Genomic DNA, 17,773 nt, shown 5'->3' with positions numbered 1-17,773 from the left:
TATATTTTATGTACAAATCACCCTTTCCCCTCCTATAATGGTTAAAAATAACGTGGAACATTATAAACATTTATAACCATTAACCACCATTTCATACGAAAGATTCAGGGGGTTTACGATGCACGCCAAAGAGATCATTTTATTGACCGGGACGATGGAAACCCGAAAAATGCTCGTCCGCCAGCTCCAAGACGTGATTGGCGATTTCGTACGCATTCACTCCTACTCCTATGATGAAGGAATTCCACAAGTCTTTCACAACCAGCTCATCATTCTGTCTACCTCTGCTATCGAGGAAGAAACGGCTCCTTTTATCGGAAGCGGCTGTACAGTTGTAGTCGCCAAGCGGACGGTCAATTTTGAGCACATTGACAAGCTGTTGTTTCTACCAGAACAGACAAACGCCCTGTATGTAAACGATGCCCCGGAAACGGTTTATGAATCTATCGAGACCTTGCTGCAGCTAGGGATCAACCATATTAACTATATTCCTTTTTACCCAGGCAAAAAAAACATTCCCGAAGTGAAGATTGCCATTACCCCTGGGGAAGTGAACCTGGTCCCCTCGTTTATTAAGGAAACCGTGAATATTGGCCCACGACTAATTGACATCACGACAATCATGACCATCCTTCAGCATATCGGTCTGCTTGCACAGAAGGGTGACATCGTATCCGAGAAATACATACGGAAAATCATTGACCTCAGCAAAAAGCTGTCCAAAACGAGTAAAGAGTCAGATCGGTTGAACAAGCATCTCAAGCAAGTATTGGACGGGGTAAACGACGGGATTTTGGCAGTCAACAGCAAGGGCGTCATTACTGTCTTCAATGAAAACCTGCAGCACATGCTGGGAATGTTTCATGCAAAAGCACTTGGGAGACATTTGCGAGAGGTGTTTCACAACTCCGAACTCGTTTCGTTTGTATTGAACAACTCTGCGGAGGAATCCGGTTGGTTTTCCGTCCTGCATTCCGATGTGATTGTCCACCGCTTCTATTTAGAAAATGAGGGTGCAATTGTTGCCACATTTAAAAATGCGCACGAAACGATTGAAATGGAAAAAACGTTTCGACGCGAGTTGGTGAAAAAAGGCTACATCGCCAAATATACGTTTTCTGATATACGTGGGGAAAGCTCCGCCATCGAGAAGTGCAAGCAGATCGCTGGCAAAATCGCGAAAACGAATTTGACTGTGCTGATTGAAGGAGAAAGCGGAACGGGAAAAGAGCTGTATGCGAGCGCAATTCATAATGAATCACTGCGTCGGGACGGTCCGTTTCTCGCAGTCAATTTCAGCGCACTTTCCGATGAACTGGTTGAAAGCGAATTGTTCGGCTATGAGGAAGGTGCCTTCACTGGCGCCAAAAAAGGAGGAAAAATCGGACTGTTTGAACAGGCGAACGGGGGGACGATCTTTCTGGACGAAATCGGTGACATCTCGTTAAAGCTGCAAGCCAGACTGCTTCGCGTCTTACAGGAAAAAGAGATCATGCGGGTCGGCGGAAATAAGATTATCCCGATTGATGTGCGCGTCATCGCTGCCACCAACCGTAATCTATTGTCCATGATCGAATCTGGAACGTTTCGGGAGGACCTCTACCACCGACTTAAAATCTTGTATATTCATTTGCCTGAGCTCCGTAACCGAAAAGCGGACATCCCGCACCTAGTAAAACACTTCCTCTCTCAAAGCGGCAGGAGCCACATCCAGCTCCTCCCTGAGGTGATGGCACGATTAATGCAATATCACTGGTACGGGAATGTGCGGGAGCTGAAAAATACGATTGATTATATGCTTGCCGTTTGCGATGGGACGTTTATCACCATGAATGATATCCCGAATGAAAGCTTTTTCCAGCGGAAGAGTCAGAGAGAGCCAGTGATAACTGCAAGCTTCGTATCAGAAACAACAGCCGCACCCCTCCCACCGGTAGAAGAGCTCCCTGTGGATCATGAGGAATTCCTGTTTATTTTGAAATTGATTCATTCGTTTAACCAGAAGGGGGAATCGATTGGCCGAAAAAAAATAGCGGAGAAAACCCAAGAATGGCACAAGGATTTATCAGAGCAGCAAATACGCAGCCGGTTGAAAGCCCTTGAACAACGGGGATATGTCGTTACGACCAGAGGCAGGGTCAGAATTAAGTTGACCCGGCCTGGAGTGGACTATATAAACGTTTCATTACATGCAAATACCAGTAAAGAAATGGAGGTTTTCCCTCATGCGTGAGGTCATATTTGAGCAAACAAGCGTCACTAGCTTTTCTGTACATGAATTCGGTAACGGGAATGGACCTAGCGTTACTGTAACAGCTGCTGTCCATGGTGATGAACAGACGGCTGTTCACGCTGCTATGCTGCTTATGAAGGAGCTTGATCAGCTGACGATCAACGGCCGCGTGAAAGTTATCCCGATTTGCAATCCCGCTTCATTCCGAAATAGAACGCGCGTCTCCCCTTTTGATGGGATTGATATGAACCGCATTTTCCCTGGCAGTGCCGAGGGCAGCCCCACCATGCAATTGGCCCATGCACTCTGGCTCGAGACACGCGATGCCGAATATTTGATCGATCTGCATTGCATCGGTGCTGGTGGTACCACCTATACACTTGCACTCTACAAGGAATATACAGCAATTCGGGAGCTTGCCGAGTCGCTATCTCTCCCAATTGTCATCCAATCAAGCGGAGTTAGAGGTCAGTTGTTCGTTGAATCGTGTCAAGCTGGTCAAAAAGCGTTGATCATCGAATTACCTGCGGGCCAACCAGGTGGCATCATCGATATCCCTGCTGCTGAGGAATGCTGTCGAGCTATCATCCGCAGCCTACGCCATCTTGGCTTAGTGAATGCCGCTCCCCCCGGGTCCTCCGTTGTTTTTTACGATGAGATCACCACATTGACTGCACCTCATCCGGGGTTATTTATCCCAAAAGCTGCTGCTGGTGAAACGTGTGTGGAAGGGGATCTTTTGGGTATGTTTGAAGGCAAACCGGTAATTGCTCTCTTCTCTGGTGTCATTACAACTGTTAGTCCGCCCCGTTACTGTTTTGCCGGAGAGAGTTTGGCCGGGATCGCCCCATTAGAAAAAAGCCAATAACCCCTCCCCGAGGTACAATGGACAAGTGAAGGAGCGACTGTTTCTCGGTACTCGACCGGAATCAGCCGCTCCTTGTTTCTGGAAACGAGTATATGACTGTTAATCATGTGAGCTTGAACTGATCACCGATGTAAATCAGCCCTCGTTCTAGCTTGATGATGGCAATAAGTATCTTCCTGTAATCGACTGCTCCGAATGAATGATCTGCGAAGGTGTACCCTCGAATACCACCTGGCCGCCTTTGCTACCCCCATCCGGTCCCATATCGATAATCCAATCCGCTTGACTGATTACCTCAAGGTTGTGCTCGATGACAATCACTGTATTACCAGCATCCACAAGCCGGTTCATAATCCCTAGGAGGTGACCGATATCTGACATATGCAGGCCGGTCGTTGGCTCGTCCATCACGTAGATACTCCCCTTCTTATGCAGCTCGCTTGCCAGCTTGATGCGTTGACATTCTCCACCCGATAGCGTGCTGAGCGGCTGCCCGAGTGTGATGTAGTTGAGACCTACATCGCTCAGCGCCTGAAGCTTGCGCACAACCTCTTTGAGCTCGAAAAAAACCAATGCCTGCTCTACCGTCATCTCCAAGACTTCTGCAATAGACTTGCCGTTTAGCTTGTACGCGAGCACCTCTTCCTTGAACCGTTTTCCTCCACATACTTCGCATGGCAGCTTGACACTGTCGAGGAAAGCCAGATCAGTATACACAACACCCAGCCCTTGGCAGTTCTCGCACGCTCCCTTGGAGTTGAAGCTGAACAAGCCTTGGTTCACTTTGTTCGCAGAAGCAAATGCCTTGCGCACATCATCCATAATACCTGTGTAGGTCGCTGGATTCGAGCGTGTCGACACCCCTACCGCCGATTGGTCGATGACGATCGCATCCGAATGCTGGCTGAGGAAAACTTCGTTGATCAGAGTACTTTTACCTGAGCCAGCAACACCCGTAACCACGGTCAGTACTCCACTTGGGATATCTACACTCACATTCTGCAGGTTGTGCAGCGTGGCATCTTTAATTGAAAGCTTGCCGGATGGCTGCCTGCAAGCATTCTTCAGCTGGAGTGGCCGTTTCATATGGCTGCCTGTCAATGTACCTGACTCCAACAGTCCTTGGTAGCTGCCTTCATACACAACGGAACCGCCGCGATTGCCAGCATGAGGTCCTACGTCAACGATATGATCTGCCACCTTGATAACATCGGGATCATGCTCGACGACAATCACGGTATTACCCTTGTCGCGGAGCTTCTGAAGCAATTCATTTAACCGATGTACATCACGGGGATGCAAGCCAACGCTCGGCTCATCGAAAATGTACGTGACATCCACAAGGCTACCGCTCAGATGCTTCACCATCTTGACGCGCTGCGACTCGCCACCCGACAACGTATCTGTCTCACGGTCCAGCGTCAAATAATCAAGCCCGATGTCCACCAAATGCTGTAAACGCTCCGTCAGTGACGAAACGATCGGCGCGGCGATCGGATCATCAATCTCTCGAATGTTGCGGATGAGCTGTCCGACCTCCATGGAGGACATTTCGGCAATGCTCAGTCCATTGATCCTGCAGCTGAGCGCGGCCTGACTGAGTCTGGCGCCGTGGCAGCTCGGGCATGGACCCTCATTGATGTACGGGGCAACCGCTTTTTGTGTACGCTCAGACTTCGTTTTCACATCTTGCTTGATGTATTTGTTTGTGAACTTCTCGATAACGCCTTCGACCGTGATATTCGTAGCTTTACCGGCAAAATCCATCTTCACTTTTCGCGCCTTGCCATACAGCAGCTCTTCCAGTTCCTCAGCCGAATAATCGTTCAGTTTTTTGTCCGGATCAAACGACCCGGACTGCACGATCATCGTCCAATCCCAGCTTTCTACTTTATAATCCGGCAGCATGATTGCCCCTTCATTCAAAGACTTGGACATGTCTACCGCCTTGCTCATGTCGACGCCTAATTTGCGGCCGATTCCGTTGCACTCAGCACACATGCCCTGTGGATCGTTAAAGGAGAACATGTGCGCTTGTCCTACGTAGGGCTCGCCCACTCGGGAGAAAAGAAGCCGAAGAATGGGAGCGATATCGGTAATCGTGCCCATCGTGGAATGGGAACCGCCGCCAAGCCGCTTTTGATCTACAATAACAGCCATGCTCAGATTTTCGATTGCGTCCGCATCCGGCTGTGGATAGCGTGGGAGGAAAGTGCGCACGAACATGCTGAAGTTCTCATTTAACAATCGCGTGGATTCTGCGGCGATTGTATCGAAGACGATTGAGGACTTTCCAGATCCAGATACTCCAGTGAAGATCGTGATCTTTCTCTTGGGGATGTGCAAGGATACGTTCTAGAGATTGTTTTCCCGTGCACCCGAGATGACGATATACTCCTGATTAGCTCCGCTCATGCTACCATCCTTCCGCTCATGTTATTTTCATTTATATTCACATTGTACCATTCCTCAGGCTTTGGAAGTCGGTCAGTGCGAACCTTGCTTCCGCTGTAATTACTTGTTTTTCTTTTTACGAACTACAGCTTAATTGATATCGTTTCAGGTAACTTTACATGATCTGCCCCAAGCTGTTTTGCAAATATATGTAATGCTTCCATGATACGAGTTTTACGATTGTTTGACCAAAAGACATCCGATTCAAAAGAGAGTAATTGAACTTGCAAAGTTCCTTTTCCTCTATCAAAGAGAGGATCAATCCGTCCTATCAAATTCCCATCTTCCAAAATTGGCATTACATATGCCCCATACATTCTTTTTTGTTTGGGCGTATAGATCTCCCAGCGATAATAGAAATCATACAAGTCTTCCAGTCGTTCTCTATACCATAACAGTGAATCAAGAGGCGAAATAAAATGGATTCCTTCTGGTATCTCCAAAGATTGGCATTTTACGAGTTCAGGTAAATCCTCGGTTAATATGGCATACGAGCGTTTAACACCCTCAATACTCACTTCTGTGAAGGTGTTGTTTGCTAGGAATTCCTGATGCATTTTTTTGCGGCTTGCCGCCGTACTTTTGTGTTGCCAACCATACCGAGCATCGTCTGCACTAAATATTCTGTAGGCTCGTGCATACTTTTTTAACAGAGCATGAGAGCGTTCTTCGCTGCTTTGTTCATGCTCTTGCTGTAGTAAGGAAAGAGGGATTGCATCTTCTGTTCGGGCAAAAAAACGAGTTGCTCCTTCTCGCCCCACTACTTGAATTTGTCCGGTTTGAAACAGCATCGCTAGAACATGGGAGGATTCCTTGGTCTTTTCTTCCGTTGTATCCCATCCTGCTCGAACTTTATTTTCACTTGCAAACGCATTTGATGGAAGCGGCCCATCACTTGCTAATTTTGATAAAATATCGGCTGCAGTTGAAGCATACCGATTCAATTCTACTTGAGCTCTCAATCTCATTTGTGTTCGGACGTCTGCAAATAGTGGGTAATCATTCATGGGCAAAATACAAGCTGCCTGTGCAAAGTACTCGAAAGCTTGACCATTCGTAAGTGTATTGTTCAAATCAGGAGGAGTAAATGATGGTAAGCGTAATCCTGCCACCAGATGATGATTGCGCTCAACCGTATTAACTGGATCTAGTTGAATCGCTTCCAAACATTGCAGAAGTTCATAAAAGCTGGCTTGTTTTAATTCTGGATAAATGAGTCGACGTAATAAAAAATGTTTAGCCGTTTGCTTCGTTATTTTTATCATCAAATCAAGCCCCGCTTTTTCAAATTGGTCTGGCAATTTCTTTCGATAAGCTGGAATGGAAAAATCACTCTGTTTTCCTGAGTATAAACCAAAGCTGTCCGACTTAATAGAATGATCAAAAACTGCTAGAGGAATTTCATGACGATTGAGCAACTGCGAGGCAATTAGTGATTCTGTGCTCACAGCAAAAAAACCACCTCAATGGCAAAGTGGTTTTTTTGCTTTATTTTTACCTATCCGTCTTGTTAGGTGTGTTCTGACATCGCATCAGCTTTTGTTACGTGCACCGTTCCAAAAGGATGATGAGGAGGGGCATAGATAACGTATACCTTGAGCGGTGTGTTGCCCGTGTTGATTACATTATGCCAAGTTCCTGCAGGCACCATAATTGCGTATCCATCATATGCCATTTCTTGAAAATTTAAAGAATCCTTTCGAGGTCCCATTTGAACAAGTCCCTGACCTTCTTCAATTCGTATAAATTGATCCGTTTCTGGATGAACTTCCAAGCCAATGTCATCTCCAACATTGATGCTCATAAGGGTAACTTGGAAGTATTTACCTGTCCATAATGTGGTTCTATAGTTGTTGTTCTGCTTAGCAGCTTGGTCGATATCTATCACCAAAGGTTTGGGGCCATAATCCTGTAGAGGAATGTGGGTACTCTCACCCCATCTGTTATTCCAATTTATTTGATAAGGGTTCCAATAATTATCCCAATTGTAGCGAAGCCATTGTCCATACATAGGATGATTCCACTCATAATAATGATTTGTATGTCGATACATGTCGATACTCCCCTCTGTATTGTTTTACAGTGTATCCTATGTAGACGCCTACTTTTGGGGAAGTAAAGTACTCAACAATGGGCAACTCAATATGGTGTCCATAATATAGCACAATAAAAGCAGTGGCAGTCTAGGTGTTTCGGTCCTAGTCCGTCACTGCTTTATTAAAAGAAACTTTCCCGTTCTAGGTTATCCTTTATCCCCTCTTTTCAAAATAGGCTTACCCAACTTTGCTGTTTAGGCTTATGCCTATTTCAAGCAGCTGTTTAAATACATAGGCATACATCATCATGTGAAATCTCCAGAAGTCGAATCTTGGGCAGCTCTTACTTAAAAGGTCCAATTCATTTTTACTCCCCTATCTCCCTAAACTCATGAAAATTCATTTAGAAAAGAGGAGCATCAATGCGAATACCTGTAACAGGATTTGTAATCGAATCAAGTGGATTGGGTTCTGAACACTCTCACACATTGTATATTTCGTCCTGGGACGGTAGACCTGTCCACACTCACGCTTTCTCGGGATGTACTTCATGTGACGATGGTCACTCGCACTATTATGCAGGAATGACGGAGCCAGCCCCGACAGGAGTTCCCCACGTTCATAAGTATTATACAGTGACAGACATAAGTGATGGTCATACTCATCGAATCAAAGGAACAACCGGTCCTGCCATCCCATTACCAAGTGGTGGTCATTATCATTATTTCGAGGGGTACACGACCGTAGATGGAAGGCATCCACACTCCCATATGTATCGGGGAAAAACGAGTGGAGACTAATAGCTTTCTTTAATGCAAACGGCTTCGATGAGAATTCATCAAAGCCGTTTGTTTGCATGTCCATGTGAAAATAGCTGCATCTTCGTTTGCAAGAGATTGCTAGTTTTTATTCCTGATACTTTTATACATGGTTTTCTATGTAATCTAGTGCTATTAAGAACAAGTTAACCAGGAGCTCGAATGAAAACTGGGTCCTTTTCCATTAAAAAAGCAGGTTTTTAACCATGTCCCTTTTTGCCGTTCATCATAAGATAATTCGGAATTGACAAAAAGGAGGATTACTATGGCAAATAACGTGAAGGCTAGCCCGCAATTTAGAAGACTCTGCACCCAATTTGGAAGAATATTAGGTGGCGAATCGGAAATTGACCAAGGACCAGTTTGTTTCGTCATGCGACTTGCGAATCTTCGGGAAACAATCCTGGGAAGACGAACCCTTTCCCCTTTGGTTCGGGCTCAAATGTTTTCGTTTGAATCCTTAGATAAGTCTGGTCGTGCACTTTGTTTGGGCGAGACTGCCGTTCACCAAAATCAGGTGAACCGTTTGATGTCAAATCTTCGTAAACGTGGGATAAAAGTGACGGCAGTTCACAATCACTGGCTGAAAGAAAACCCGCGCTTAATGTATATGCATTGGGAAGCGATAGAGAATCCTATCGTATTCGCCAGGAAAACGAAAGCTTCCATTGCATTCCTAGGTTAACTTGGTGGCGTCACGAAGTTAAATTCTCATCATAATCGAAAGGATGACGGATATGGCCAAAGTGAATACAACTCCTCAATTTAGAAGGCTGTGTAACCGATTTTCAGCCATTTTAGGTGGAACAGAGCATGAAATTACAAAAGGTCCCGTTTGTTTCGTCTCCAGAAATAGAAAATTTAATGCATCCATTTTAGGTAGAAAAACCACCTCCCCATTGGTCCGTTACCAACTATTCTCATTCGAATCGCTAAATAGTTCAGGACGTGCACTATGTTTAGGGGAAACGGCTCTCTTCCAAAACCAAGTAAATCGTTTGCTAACAAATCTTCGAAAAAACGGGATTAAAGTAACAGCAGTCCATAATCACTGGCTCTTTGACAACCCGCGTCTTATGTATATTCACTGGGAGTCAATCGATAATCCCATTGCATTCGCTAGGAAAGTGAAGCGTTCCATCGCTTTCTTGGGTTAATCATTAGGATTTCTGAGTTGAAGTCTGATCCAGAAGCAAAAAGCAGCGGCAGAAGTAGACGTCATAATATCGTCGTCCTAGACTGCCGCTCGGTTTTGACCGCTAACAACTTTCAGGTGATAGTGTTAGAAAATTGGTTTAGGCATTCCCATGGGAATGCCTTGTTTTACCTCTTCTCATTCATGCGCGAGTTTTTTTCATTAGCTGTTGTGCAATTGTATGTCCGATAAGGTAGGCTGGTGCAGACGTGTTACCATCCACCGTGAATGGAATAATCGAATCGTCAGCAACGATTAGATCTTTTACTCCATGGACTTGACCGTGGCTATCAACCACTCCCCCCTTGTTAAGGGGCGCCATGCGAAGCGCACCTTGTTCATGATGATTATGATCAAAATTATTTTTGATAAACTCTTCCAGCTTGCGATTATTATTGATGATGTCTAGTGTCGGAGAAATAAGCTGGTATGATCGGTCGATCAAGGCTAACTGTGCAGCTATCTTCTTGATATAGATTTTATAACAGTTTTTAACTGCTTCAAGATCAGCTGGATTCGTGAGATAGCCTTCATCAGCCAGCACAATTTTCAACGGATCATTGCTTTGTATTTTTATGGAACCACGGCTTTTTGGTTTCAGGAAAAGGATAGCTATTTGCAGTTTCCCTTTGGAGCCGATTCCGATTAGTTGCACGGCACGACGAGTCTTGTTTGAGCCTGGCGTGGGATCTGGTAAAAAGGCCCCACCTGAATAAAGCGCATTTGGATCATCCTCAGGTAATGGGTTATCTTTCGGATTGGCACTGAATACTGCAAAGTTGAGCGTGTGGTTTCTAATGCCTTTGCCCACGTTGGAGTTAGCAAAAACAATAGGAATTTTTGCGTCCTTTAGCATTTTCGCCGGACCGATTCCAGAAAGCATTAAAAGCTGAGAACTGTTGATGCCTGCTGATATGATTACTTTTTTCCGAGTGTAGGCTCGCACGCGTTTACCCTCTTGAAGAAATTCTACGCCAATCGCTCGCTTATTCCTAAATAAAACCCGCAGAGCTGTAGATTTAAAGGAAACACTCAATTTTCGACCATTGACTCCTTGACCTCCAGCAGTCATGATATCTGATGATAGGAAGGCAGTGGAAGCACTCTCGCGCCGTCCATTGGGCTGTTGAAATAATTGCCAACGCGTAAATGGCCCAAGAGGGGTTTTCGGGTCGTTGTAGTCGAGAATTTTTCGAAATCCTGTTGCTTTCTCGATGGCTGACACTAACTTTTTTGACATTGTTGTTGGGTTTTCCGGTGCTTGCCGAATGTCGATCCTTCCCTTATAGCCATGTACATTACTATTATTTGTCTTCCCATTGTAATTTTCCATTTTTCGGAACCCGTTTATTGCGTTCTTTGGTGACCAGAGGGGTCCCAGTAGCTTTTCCCATTGCCGAAAAACGGCTGACGTGGGTCTTACATACTGCTGTGTGTTAATGGAAGAGCCTCCACCCAATAATCGACCGGTCGTCCATTCAAAGGTTCGTTCATTTACTTCTTCCTGTGGTATTCCTTCCCCTTGCCAAAAATATTGAGGAAAATAATGCTCCTCAAGCTCTAAGGCATACGTTGAGTTGCTAATTGGCGTGTCCTTATCATTATTTTCTCCTGCTTCCAATACGAGAACAGATGTTTTTTTATCGTCCGTTAGTTTCTTTGCGATAACAGACCCTGCAGGTCCAGTACCTACAACGATGTAATCATAAATTAATTTCGCATTCTTCTGCTTATTTTCACTCATTCGATACTCCCCTACATGAACAGTTTGGTTCCCATTAAAGACATACTAGAAGGATAGAAATTGGGTTAATGTAGGGTATTATTCATTCGTCTCGGTGGTGAATGTTGGTGGACTCAGGGTACCATTCATGATCGTCTATCAGTTAGCTCCACTAGACATCACCATATTTTTCGTCCAGGTATATCCCTCATAAATGAACTCTCTGCTTGGGTTGCTGTGTGGCGTATGTTCAAAAATGAAATTTACTTCTTTGCACTGTGATAAAAAATGTAGAATAGGTGCTAGCTTGTATTGCTTTCCGTTATTTTCATGACTTGGATGTACCGGAATCCAGATGTATTTATCGCCCTGATACGCTACATTGTGCAAATGGACGATTTTGATGTGTTCCTTCCACTTCTCAACATATTTTACGAATTCCTCACCTGTTGCAATCAGATAATCCCCTATGTCTATGCAGAGCTTCAAGGAATACTTTTCCCATACTTCTAGCGGGAAAGAATCAAGATATTGAATTCCTTTCGGAGAACGTCCAAGTCCTAATTTCGGTTCACAAATAATCGGTATGGCGTATTCGTTTTGTATACGACTCAATTCTTGCAATCCCTCTTCAATTAAGTCGGTTACTTTTTCAGTGGATTCACCTAGGAAGTACGGAAAATGCACCAACATATATTCAGCACCTAAACGTGACAATAACGCGGCTTCTTCCTCTACTTGCTTCCGAGCGGCCAGAGGCTCAAATGAAACCTTTTCGAGCAAGTCGTATTTGCTTCCATTTCGAAGTAACGGTGAATGAACGCCAAAGGGAGTTTGTTTTTCTTTACAAAGATCTAAGAAAGCATGGAAAGCTGATTCACTCGGAAATTCCCCAATTTCAATGAGGTCAATATCGTCCCAAAATAGCTCAAGATACTGCTCGGGATTCGTTAAAATGGTACTTCCAGATACACCAAATCTGTGCTTGTTCAAATTTTAATCCTCCCTAGTCCCAATCCTCTTCCCTGATTCTACCATACCTACCTAATTTTCTTCCCTATCATTCTGAACGGGTAGAGGTCGAAAAGAAAGCAAAAAAGACCCGATCATGAATGCTCTCGGGTCTTCGTTACCTTCTCTTTTCTTGAATCTCGTAATTAGCTGCGAATGATTCGCTTCGCTTCTTTTAAAGCCCACGCCACGCGGTTTTGACCACGTCTTAGGTGATTAATCGTTACATTGTACAGATGAGAATCCGGTGTGAGAGTTTTCAATGTCGCAGCTGGTGCGATATCTGGTAGCTTGGGAACATCCAGAGCCGGGTCATGGCGGAATTTGCCACGACGAGAGAAGTTGATGGTAATCAGCGTCCGTCCAAGCTCCTGCAGCTGTTCATTCACTTTTCTAACCTGTGAATCGCTCACTTCCACATTTAGCAACCCTTCTAACTGTTGGTAATACGAATCGAGCTCTGCACGCAGATTTTGTGCCTCCGAAAGCGCTATTTCAAAGCTGAAATGACTACCTGCTGCTTCCTGATAGGTTTGAATGGTTTCCATAAATTCGTCTATCGTATTGCGGAAATTGTACGGGAGAATCGAGGAATTGACCACACGCAGGATAGAAGCCGTGTATATCTTGATGTCCTTGAGCAAAATGTCTAAATCTGCCACATGCAGCAAATCCTCTTCAGTATGCCACTCGATGTTTGCACCGCAGCCGCCAACAGGGTAATATCCTTTTTCCTTCAGTAGCTCCTCCGGCATGCTTGAGGAGAGCATGTAGAAAGAAGTAATCCCGATGTTATTGAACGAGTAGTCTCCAGCACGAGAAGGTCTGCTGCCTTTCGAGCCCTGTTGCACCGTATCCCGGATTGCTCCCTTGCACAGTTCATCTACCTCGCTCATCCATTCACTGTAGTCGTACGAAGTAGCCCAACGGCAGCCTGGCGAATCGCAGTTTACTTGAGCAACACAATTAGCATCCAGATCGAGACCGTATGTGTCTGCAAACCAAGTAGAACCTGCATAGCGTCCTGTAGAATGACCTGGCCAAATCGCAATACGCAGGCTACGCTTCAGTTTGTCGCGATGCTTGAAGAAAACGCGTGCCATTTCCAGCATCGCTGCGTCCCCGGTGGTATTGTCACCGATCCCAACATGCCACGAATCAAGGTGTCCATGAAGCAAGACGTATTTTTCTGGCTCTTCTGTCCCTTCGATGAAAATGTCGATGAGCGGGCAGGCAAACCAACCTTTTTTGTGAACCGTTTGGAATTCGACCTGGACACTGCCTTGCTTGCACAGTTCGATCAGCTCATCTCCATCTGCTCGGTTGACGGCAAGTGCAGGTATTTTTGGCTCTTGATCAATCGTATCCAGATCAGGGGCTCCCCAAATTGTTGTGCAAATTCCATCATGGATGTTTTTACCCGGATTAACGAAGATTGCACCAAGTACCCCAAGCTTGTCAAATGAGGCTACTTTTCCTGGCATAGCGAGACCTTCAGTAATGACTACTTTCCCTCTCAGATCACTCGAATCTACACTGACCTGGGAGTGAAACACTTCCTGCATGTCTGCTGCATGACCGGATGGGACGTAAACAAGCTCTCCGCTTACCCATTGATCGCCCGTGGAAACAGCGAATGCTGGAGTTTTTGCGCAAATTTCCTTGACCGCAGGGCTTGTCACTTTGACCCCTGCGTGTACTGGAACACTCAGATATAGCTCTGGATGATGAACCTTATGCGGTACTCCCCATTTCTCTAAAAAGCTGACGAGATGACCAAAGGCAGTACGCTCATCTTCACTGGATGATTCACGAACAAGAGTGCTGAATTTCTCCAGGATAACCTTAGAAGCATCCAGATTGATTTCATCTAGGAGTGTTTTTTCCGTATCTTTATAAGTAGTTGTCATTTAACTCTCTCCTAACGTGAATTTATTTACCTGTGGATAGCTTTGGCGGTACGTAAGATGCTGCTTTTGATTGCTTCCAGCCGCAGGAGGCCAGGGATTCAGCGAGCTTTAGTGCAGCTTTTGCCGGATTGATCACAGGGATGCCAAGCAGCTTCTGCATCTCCTCTGCGACTTGCAAAAATGCCATAGACATGCAGCCCAGAACAAGTACGTCCGCAAAGTCTCTATCGATGGCTTCCCGTCCGATGCCAACGAGCTTTTCCAGTGTTTCCTCCCGATTCAAAGCCAGTTCCAATACGGGTATGTTAACCGCACGAACGGACGCGACCTTACTCGCCAGCCCGGATTTGTGAATTAACTCATAGCTGCTGACGATCATGCTGTCGGCTACTGTCAGTAGGGTAAATTTCCGCCCGAGCAGGGCAGCAGCATGGAAACTGCTCATTCCTGGCCCAACAACAAGCATGTTTGTACAAAGCTCTCGATAGGCATCAATGCCCGGGTCACCTGCACAGCCGACGATCGCGGCGTCAAAGCCTTCGCTTTCCAAGCGGACCATGTTCTTCGCATACCCAGAAATCGCGAGGTACTCTTCATACATGGATTCGATCGATGCAGGACCTTCTTTCGCATACGCCATTTCAATCGTTGTGCCGGGAGCTGCCCATTTTTGCAGCAGATTCCTCCGCCTCTCTACCTCTCCTGGCGATTTTGGCGCTGCGCCGACATAGGCTATCTTCACGAACGGCTTACCAACAGCTCATCGAGTGATTTTACTTTTCCGCTGGACAGCTTCGGCGGTAAAGCAAATGCCTTCTTGGAATGAACCAGCTCGATCGATCCCAGGGCTTCTGTCATTTTTAAAGAGATTTTGGCTGGGTTGACCACAGGAATGCCAAGGGCTACTTGCATTTCTTCTGCCACATTCAAAAAGCCCATGGACATGCAGCCGAGAACAAGTACATCAGCATGATCCTTCTCGATGGCCTCCCGTCCGATACGAACGAGCTTTTCCAGTGTCTCTTCCCGATTAGTGGCCAGCTCCAGTACGGGGATGTTGACAGCGCGTACGGAGGCCAGCTTGTCAGTCAATCCTGATCTGGCGACTAACTCATGACTCGAGCCTATCATGCTGTCTGCAACCGTGAGCAAGGTGAATTGATGTCCAAGCATGGCGGCTGCATGAAAGCTGCTTGCAGCAGGACCAACGACAAGCATACGTGTGGTAATCTCCCTAAATGCATCGAGGCCCGGATCTCCTGCACAACCGAGGATGGCGGCATCATACCCTTCCTGTTCTAGCTGATACATGATCTTGGCAACGGGAGGAATGGACAAATATTCCTCATACATCGATTCGATGGACGCTGGTCCCTCTTGTACCGTGACGATTTCCACCTTCGTCCCGGGAGCTGCCCAGAGCCTCAGCAGCTCGCCTCTGCGAGTGGCTTCCGCTTGATCCATCGGGCCAGGCACGACATACATGATCTTCATATCACATGCTCCTCTCTTTCTGCCTTGCTTTCCAAATAAGGCGTAACCATGTGGCAAGCAACGATCTGACCAGTATCAGCTTGTCGTAGCTCAGGTGTCTTCTCTCGGCAGATCGCCTCGGTATACGGGCATCTGTCCTGGAAATGACAACCTTTAGGCATGTTAATCGGGCTTGGCACATGATTTTTTATGCGAACCTCCTCCGGCTCCTCGTCTGGATCGGGAGAGGGTACTGCTGCTAGCAGAGCCTGGGTATACGGATGCTTGGGCTTGTGCAAGACGCTCATGGTATCTCCGATCTCAACGACTTTTCCTAGGTACATAATTGCCGTTTGCTCGCACATATAAGAAATGAGCGATAGATCGTGGGAGATATAGACCGTCGTGAGCTGCAGGCGTTCTGTCAAAGCTTTCATCAAGTTGAGAACGCCCGCACGTACGGAGACATCCAGCATGGATACTGGCTCATCCGCTACAAGAAAGATCGGATCTACGATCAGTGCCCGTGCCAATACGACTCGCTGGAGTTGCCCCCCGCTCATTTGGTGGGGATACTTCTCAAAAAAGGTTTCCGCGGGAATCAAATTGACTTGCTCAAGTGCCTGCTTGATATGGAGTACCCGCTCCTCCTTTGTACCGATGTTGTGGACAATCAGTGGCTCCAGCAAAGAGCGGAAAATCGTGAATCGAGGGTTTAAGGCCTCAAATGGATTTTGAAACATCAATTGCGCTTGCTTGCGGAACAGCTTGAGCTCTTCCCTCCCTTTTAGATGAGTGATGTCTTTGCCGTTGAATAAAAAGGTTCCAGAAGTGGGCTCATACAGCTTCAAGAGCATTTTGGCAGTCGTGGTTTTCCCGCAGCCGCTTTCACCGGCAATGCCTAAGGAATGCCCTTTGGGAATACGAAAGCTCACATCGTCAACTGCCTTTAACACCCCACCCCCCACACCGCTTTTGCCAAACAAATGCTGCCTTGCTTCAAAATGCTTGGAAAGCCCACGGACTTCTACGATGGGATTTTCTGCCATGTAGTCACCTCCTTGGCCATCTCCTGCAAGACTGCGATTTCGTCTAAACGGTGGCAGGCTGCAAGATGTCCATCACCCACCAGAACAAGCGATGGCTCTTCATGAGAACACGCTTCGAGTTTAAATGGACATCGTGCAGCAAATCGGCATCCTTTGGGTGGATCAACCAAATCTGGCGGAGAACCCTCAATCGAAATCAATGTGTTTTCTGTTTTCTTCAAGTTAGGGAATGCATTGGCTAGTCCCATCGTGTACGGATGCATCGAGTTTTTCAGTACTTGGGAAACAGGACCGATCTCAATGATCTTCCCAGCGTACATCACCGCCACATCATCACAGGTCTCCGCTACGACAGAGATATCATGAGTAATCATCACCAGCGTGAGGCCAAGCTCCTTTTTCAAAGTTTTCAGAACCCGGAGCACTTGATTTTGTACAATCACATCAAGTGCAGTAACGGGCTCATCCGCGATGACAAGCTTGGGGCTTAGTGCGAGCGCGAGTGCGATCATCGCCCGCTGCTTCATTCCTCCTGAGAATTCATGCGGATAGTAGCGTAGACGCTTTGTATCCAGGCCAACCATGGTGAACAGTTCATGTGCTCTTTTTGTTGCCTCCGCGCGAGATAGCTTGCCCTTTAGCATTAAAATTTCCAAGAATGAATCGATGACAGGATATACGGGATTGAGTGAGTCCATCGCAGCCTGGGGTATGAGGGATAAATCCTCCCAGCGAACCTGTCGTATGCTGGATTCGGTCATTTGAGTCAAATCATTCCCATCAAAAGTGACGGAACCTCCGGCAATGCTCCCATTTCCAGCGAGCACGCGAATAATTCCTTTCACCAGGGTGCTTTTGCCACAGCCGCTTTCCCCCACAAGCCCTAGGCTTTTGCCTTGATCAACTGCGAAGGAAACGCCATCGACTGCCTTGCTCATTCCACGCGACGTTTTGTAATAAATTTTCAAGTCGTTTACTTCCAATAACGCCAATGATTTCACCC

14 protein-coding genes and 1 pseudogene are annotated in these 17,773 nt (G+C 46.3%); 5 read left to right on the top strand and 10 right to left on the bottom strand.

The window, feature by feature from the left end:
* Positions 1-118 precede the first annotated feature (118 nt).
* Together C3B52_RS16110 and C3B52_RS16105 are read left to right on the top strand one after the other, a co-directional pair.
* Positions 119-2,233: a sigma 54-interacting transcriptional regulator gene (locus C3B52_RS16110; RefSeq protein WP_103107426.1), complete on the top strand. Its 2,115-nt coding sequence runs from the start codon at positions 119-121 to the stop codon at positions 2,231-2,233.
* Complete coding sequence (locus tag C3B52_RS16105) at positions 2,226-3,101, top strand: succinylglutamate desuccinylase/aspartoacylase family protein (protein ID WP_164684802.1); 876 nt, start codon at positions 2,226-2,228, stop codon at positions 3,099-3,101. Before C3B52_RS16110 ends, C3B52_RS16105 begins: the two co-directional genes overlap by 8 nt.
* 147 nt (positions 3,102-3,248) lie before the next feature.
* On the opposite strand, the pseudogene C3B52_RS16100 reads toward C3B52_RS16105, so the two are convergent.
* The 3 genes and pseudogenes from C3B52_RS16100 to C3B52_RS16090 all read right to left on the bottom strand — a co-directional run bounded on the left by C3B52_RS16100 (position 3,249) and on the right by C3B52_RS16090 (position 7,608).
* Positions 3,249-5,516 (bottom strand): annotated as a pseudogene (locus C3B52_RS16100) (ATP-binding cassette domain-containing protein).
* A gap of 122 nt (positions 5,517-5,638) precedes the next feature.
* Positions 5,639-7,003, bottom strand: coding sequence for a DNA glycosylase AlkZ-like family protein (locus C3B52_RS16095; protein ID WP_103107424.1), 1,365 nt, complete (start codon positions 7,001-7,003; stop codon positions 5,639-5,641).
* A gap of 62 nt (positions 7,004-7,065) precedes the next feature.
* Positions 7,066-7,608, bottom strand: a complete 543-nt coding sequence (locus C3B52_RS16090; protein ID WP_103107423.1) for a cupin domain-containing protein — start codon at positions 7,606-7,608, stop codon at positions 7,066-7,068.
* A gap of 405 nt (positions 7,609-8,013) precedes the next feature.
* On the opposite strand from C3B52_RS16090, the gene C3B52_RS16085 reads away from it, so the two are divergent.
* From C3B52_RS16085 to C3B52_RS16075, 3 genes are all read left to right on the top strand, one after another.
* Entirely contained in the window at positions 8,014-8,391 is a 378-nt protein-coding gene (locus tag C3B52_RS16085; protein WP_103107422.1) for a YmaF family protein, read from the top strand.
* 283 nt (positions 8,392-8,674) lie between these two features.
* Entirely contained in the window at positions 8,675-9,094 is a 420-nt protein-coding gene (locus tag C3B52_RS16080; RefSeq protein WP_103107421.1) for a DUF1259 domain-containing protein, read from the top strand.
* A 43-nt stretch (positions 9,095-9,137) separates the two neighbouring features.
* The gene (locus tag C3B52_RS16075) at positions 9,138-9,566 is read left to right on the top strand and encodes a DUF1259 domain-containing protein (protein ID WP_373419730.1); all 429 of its coding nucleotides are present in this window, start codon (positions 9,138-9,140) and stop codon (positions 9,564-9,566) included.
* 180 nt (positions 9,567-9,746) lie between these two features.
* Here C3B52_RS16075 and C3B52_RS16070 read toward each other — a convergent pair whose 3' ends face one another.
* The 7 genes from C3B52_RS16070 to C3B52_RS16040 form a co-directional block, all read right to left on the bottom strand.
* Complete coding sequence (locus C3B52_RS16070; RefSeq protein WP_103107419.1) at positions 9,747-11,348, bottom strand: GMC family oxidoreductase; 1,602 nt, start codon at positions 11,346-11,348, stop codon at positions 9,747-9,749.
* A 138-nt stretch (positions 11,349-11,486) separates the two neighbouring features.
* Positions 11,487-12,320 (bottom strand): TIM barrel protein, encoded by an 834-nt coding sequence (locus tag C3B52_RS16065; RefSeq protein ID WP_103107418.1) that lies wholly within the window; start codon positions 12,318-12,320, stop codon positions 11,487-11,489.
* Between the two features lie 164 nt (positions 12,321-12,484).
* On the bottom strand, positions 12,485-14,248 hold the full coding sequence (locus C3B52_RS16060) for a M28 family peptidase (protein ID WP_103107417.1): 1,764 nt from the start codon (positions 14,246-14,248) through the stop codon (positions 12,485-12,487).
* A gap of 22 nt (positions 14,249-14,270) precedes the next feature.
* Positions 14,271-14,990, bottom strand: coding sequence for an aspartate/glutamate racemase family protein (locus C3B52_RS16055; protein ID WP_103107416.1), 720 nt, complete (start codon positions 14,988-14,990; stop codon positions 14,271-14,273).
* Positions 14,987-15,742 (bottom strand): aspartate/glutamate racemase family protein, encoded by a 756-nt coding sequence (locus tag C3B52_RS16050; protein WP_103107415.1) that lies wholly within the window; start codon positions 15,740-15,742, stop codon positions 14,987-14,989. Before C3B52_RS16050 ends, C3B52_RS16055 begins: the two co-directional genes overlap by 4 nt.
* On the bottom strand, positions 15,739-16,770 hold the full coding sequence (locus C3B52_RS16045; protein WP_103107414.1) for an ABC transporter ATP-binding protein: 1,032 nt from the start codon (positions 16,768-16,770) through the stop codon (positions 15,739-15,741). Before C3B52_RS16045 ends, C3B52_RS16050 begins: the two co-directional genes overlap by 4 nt.
* Positions 16,749-17,771 carry an ABC transporter ATP-binding protein gene (locus tag C3B52_RS16040; protein ID WP_235615743.1) on the bottom strand — a complete coding sequence of 341 codons (1,023 nt, stop codon included), beginning with the start codon at positions 17,769-17,771 and terminating at the stop codon, positions 16,749-16,751. The genes C3B52_RS16045 and C3B52_RS16040 overlap by 22 nt, the downstream gene beginning before the upstream one ends.
* Positions 17,772-17,773: the final 2 nt, after the last annotated feature.

This window comes from Brevibacillus reuszeri (genome assembly GCF_002897295.1).
GTDB lineage: Bacteria > Bacillota > Bacilli > Brevibacillales > Brevibacillaceae > Brevibacillus > Brevibacillus reuszeri_A.
This window is presented reverse-complemented; position numbering and strand designations above follow the sequence as displayed.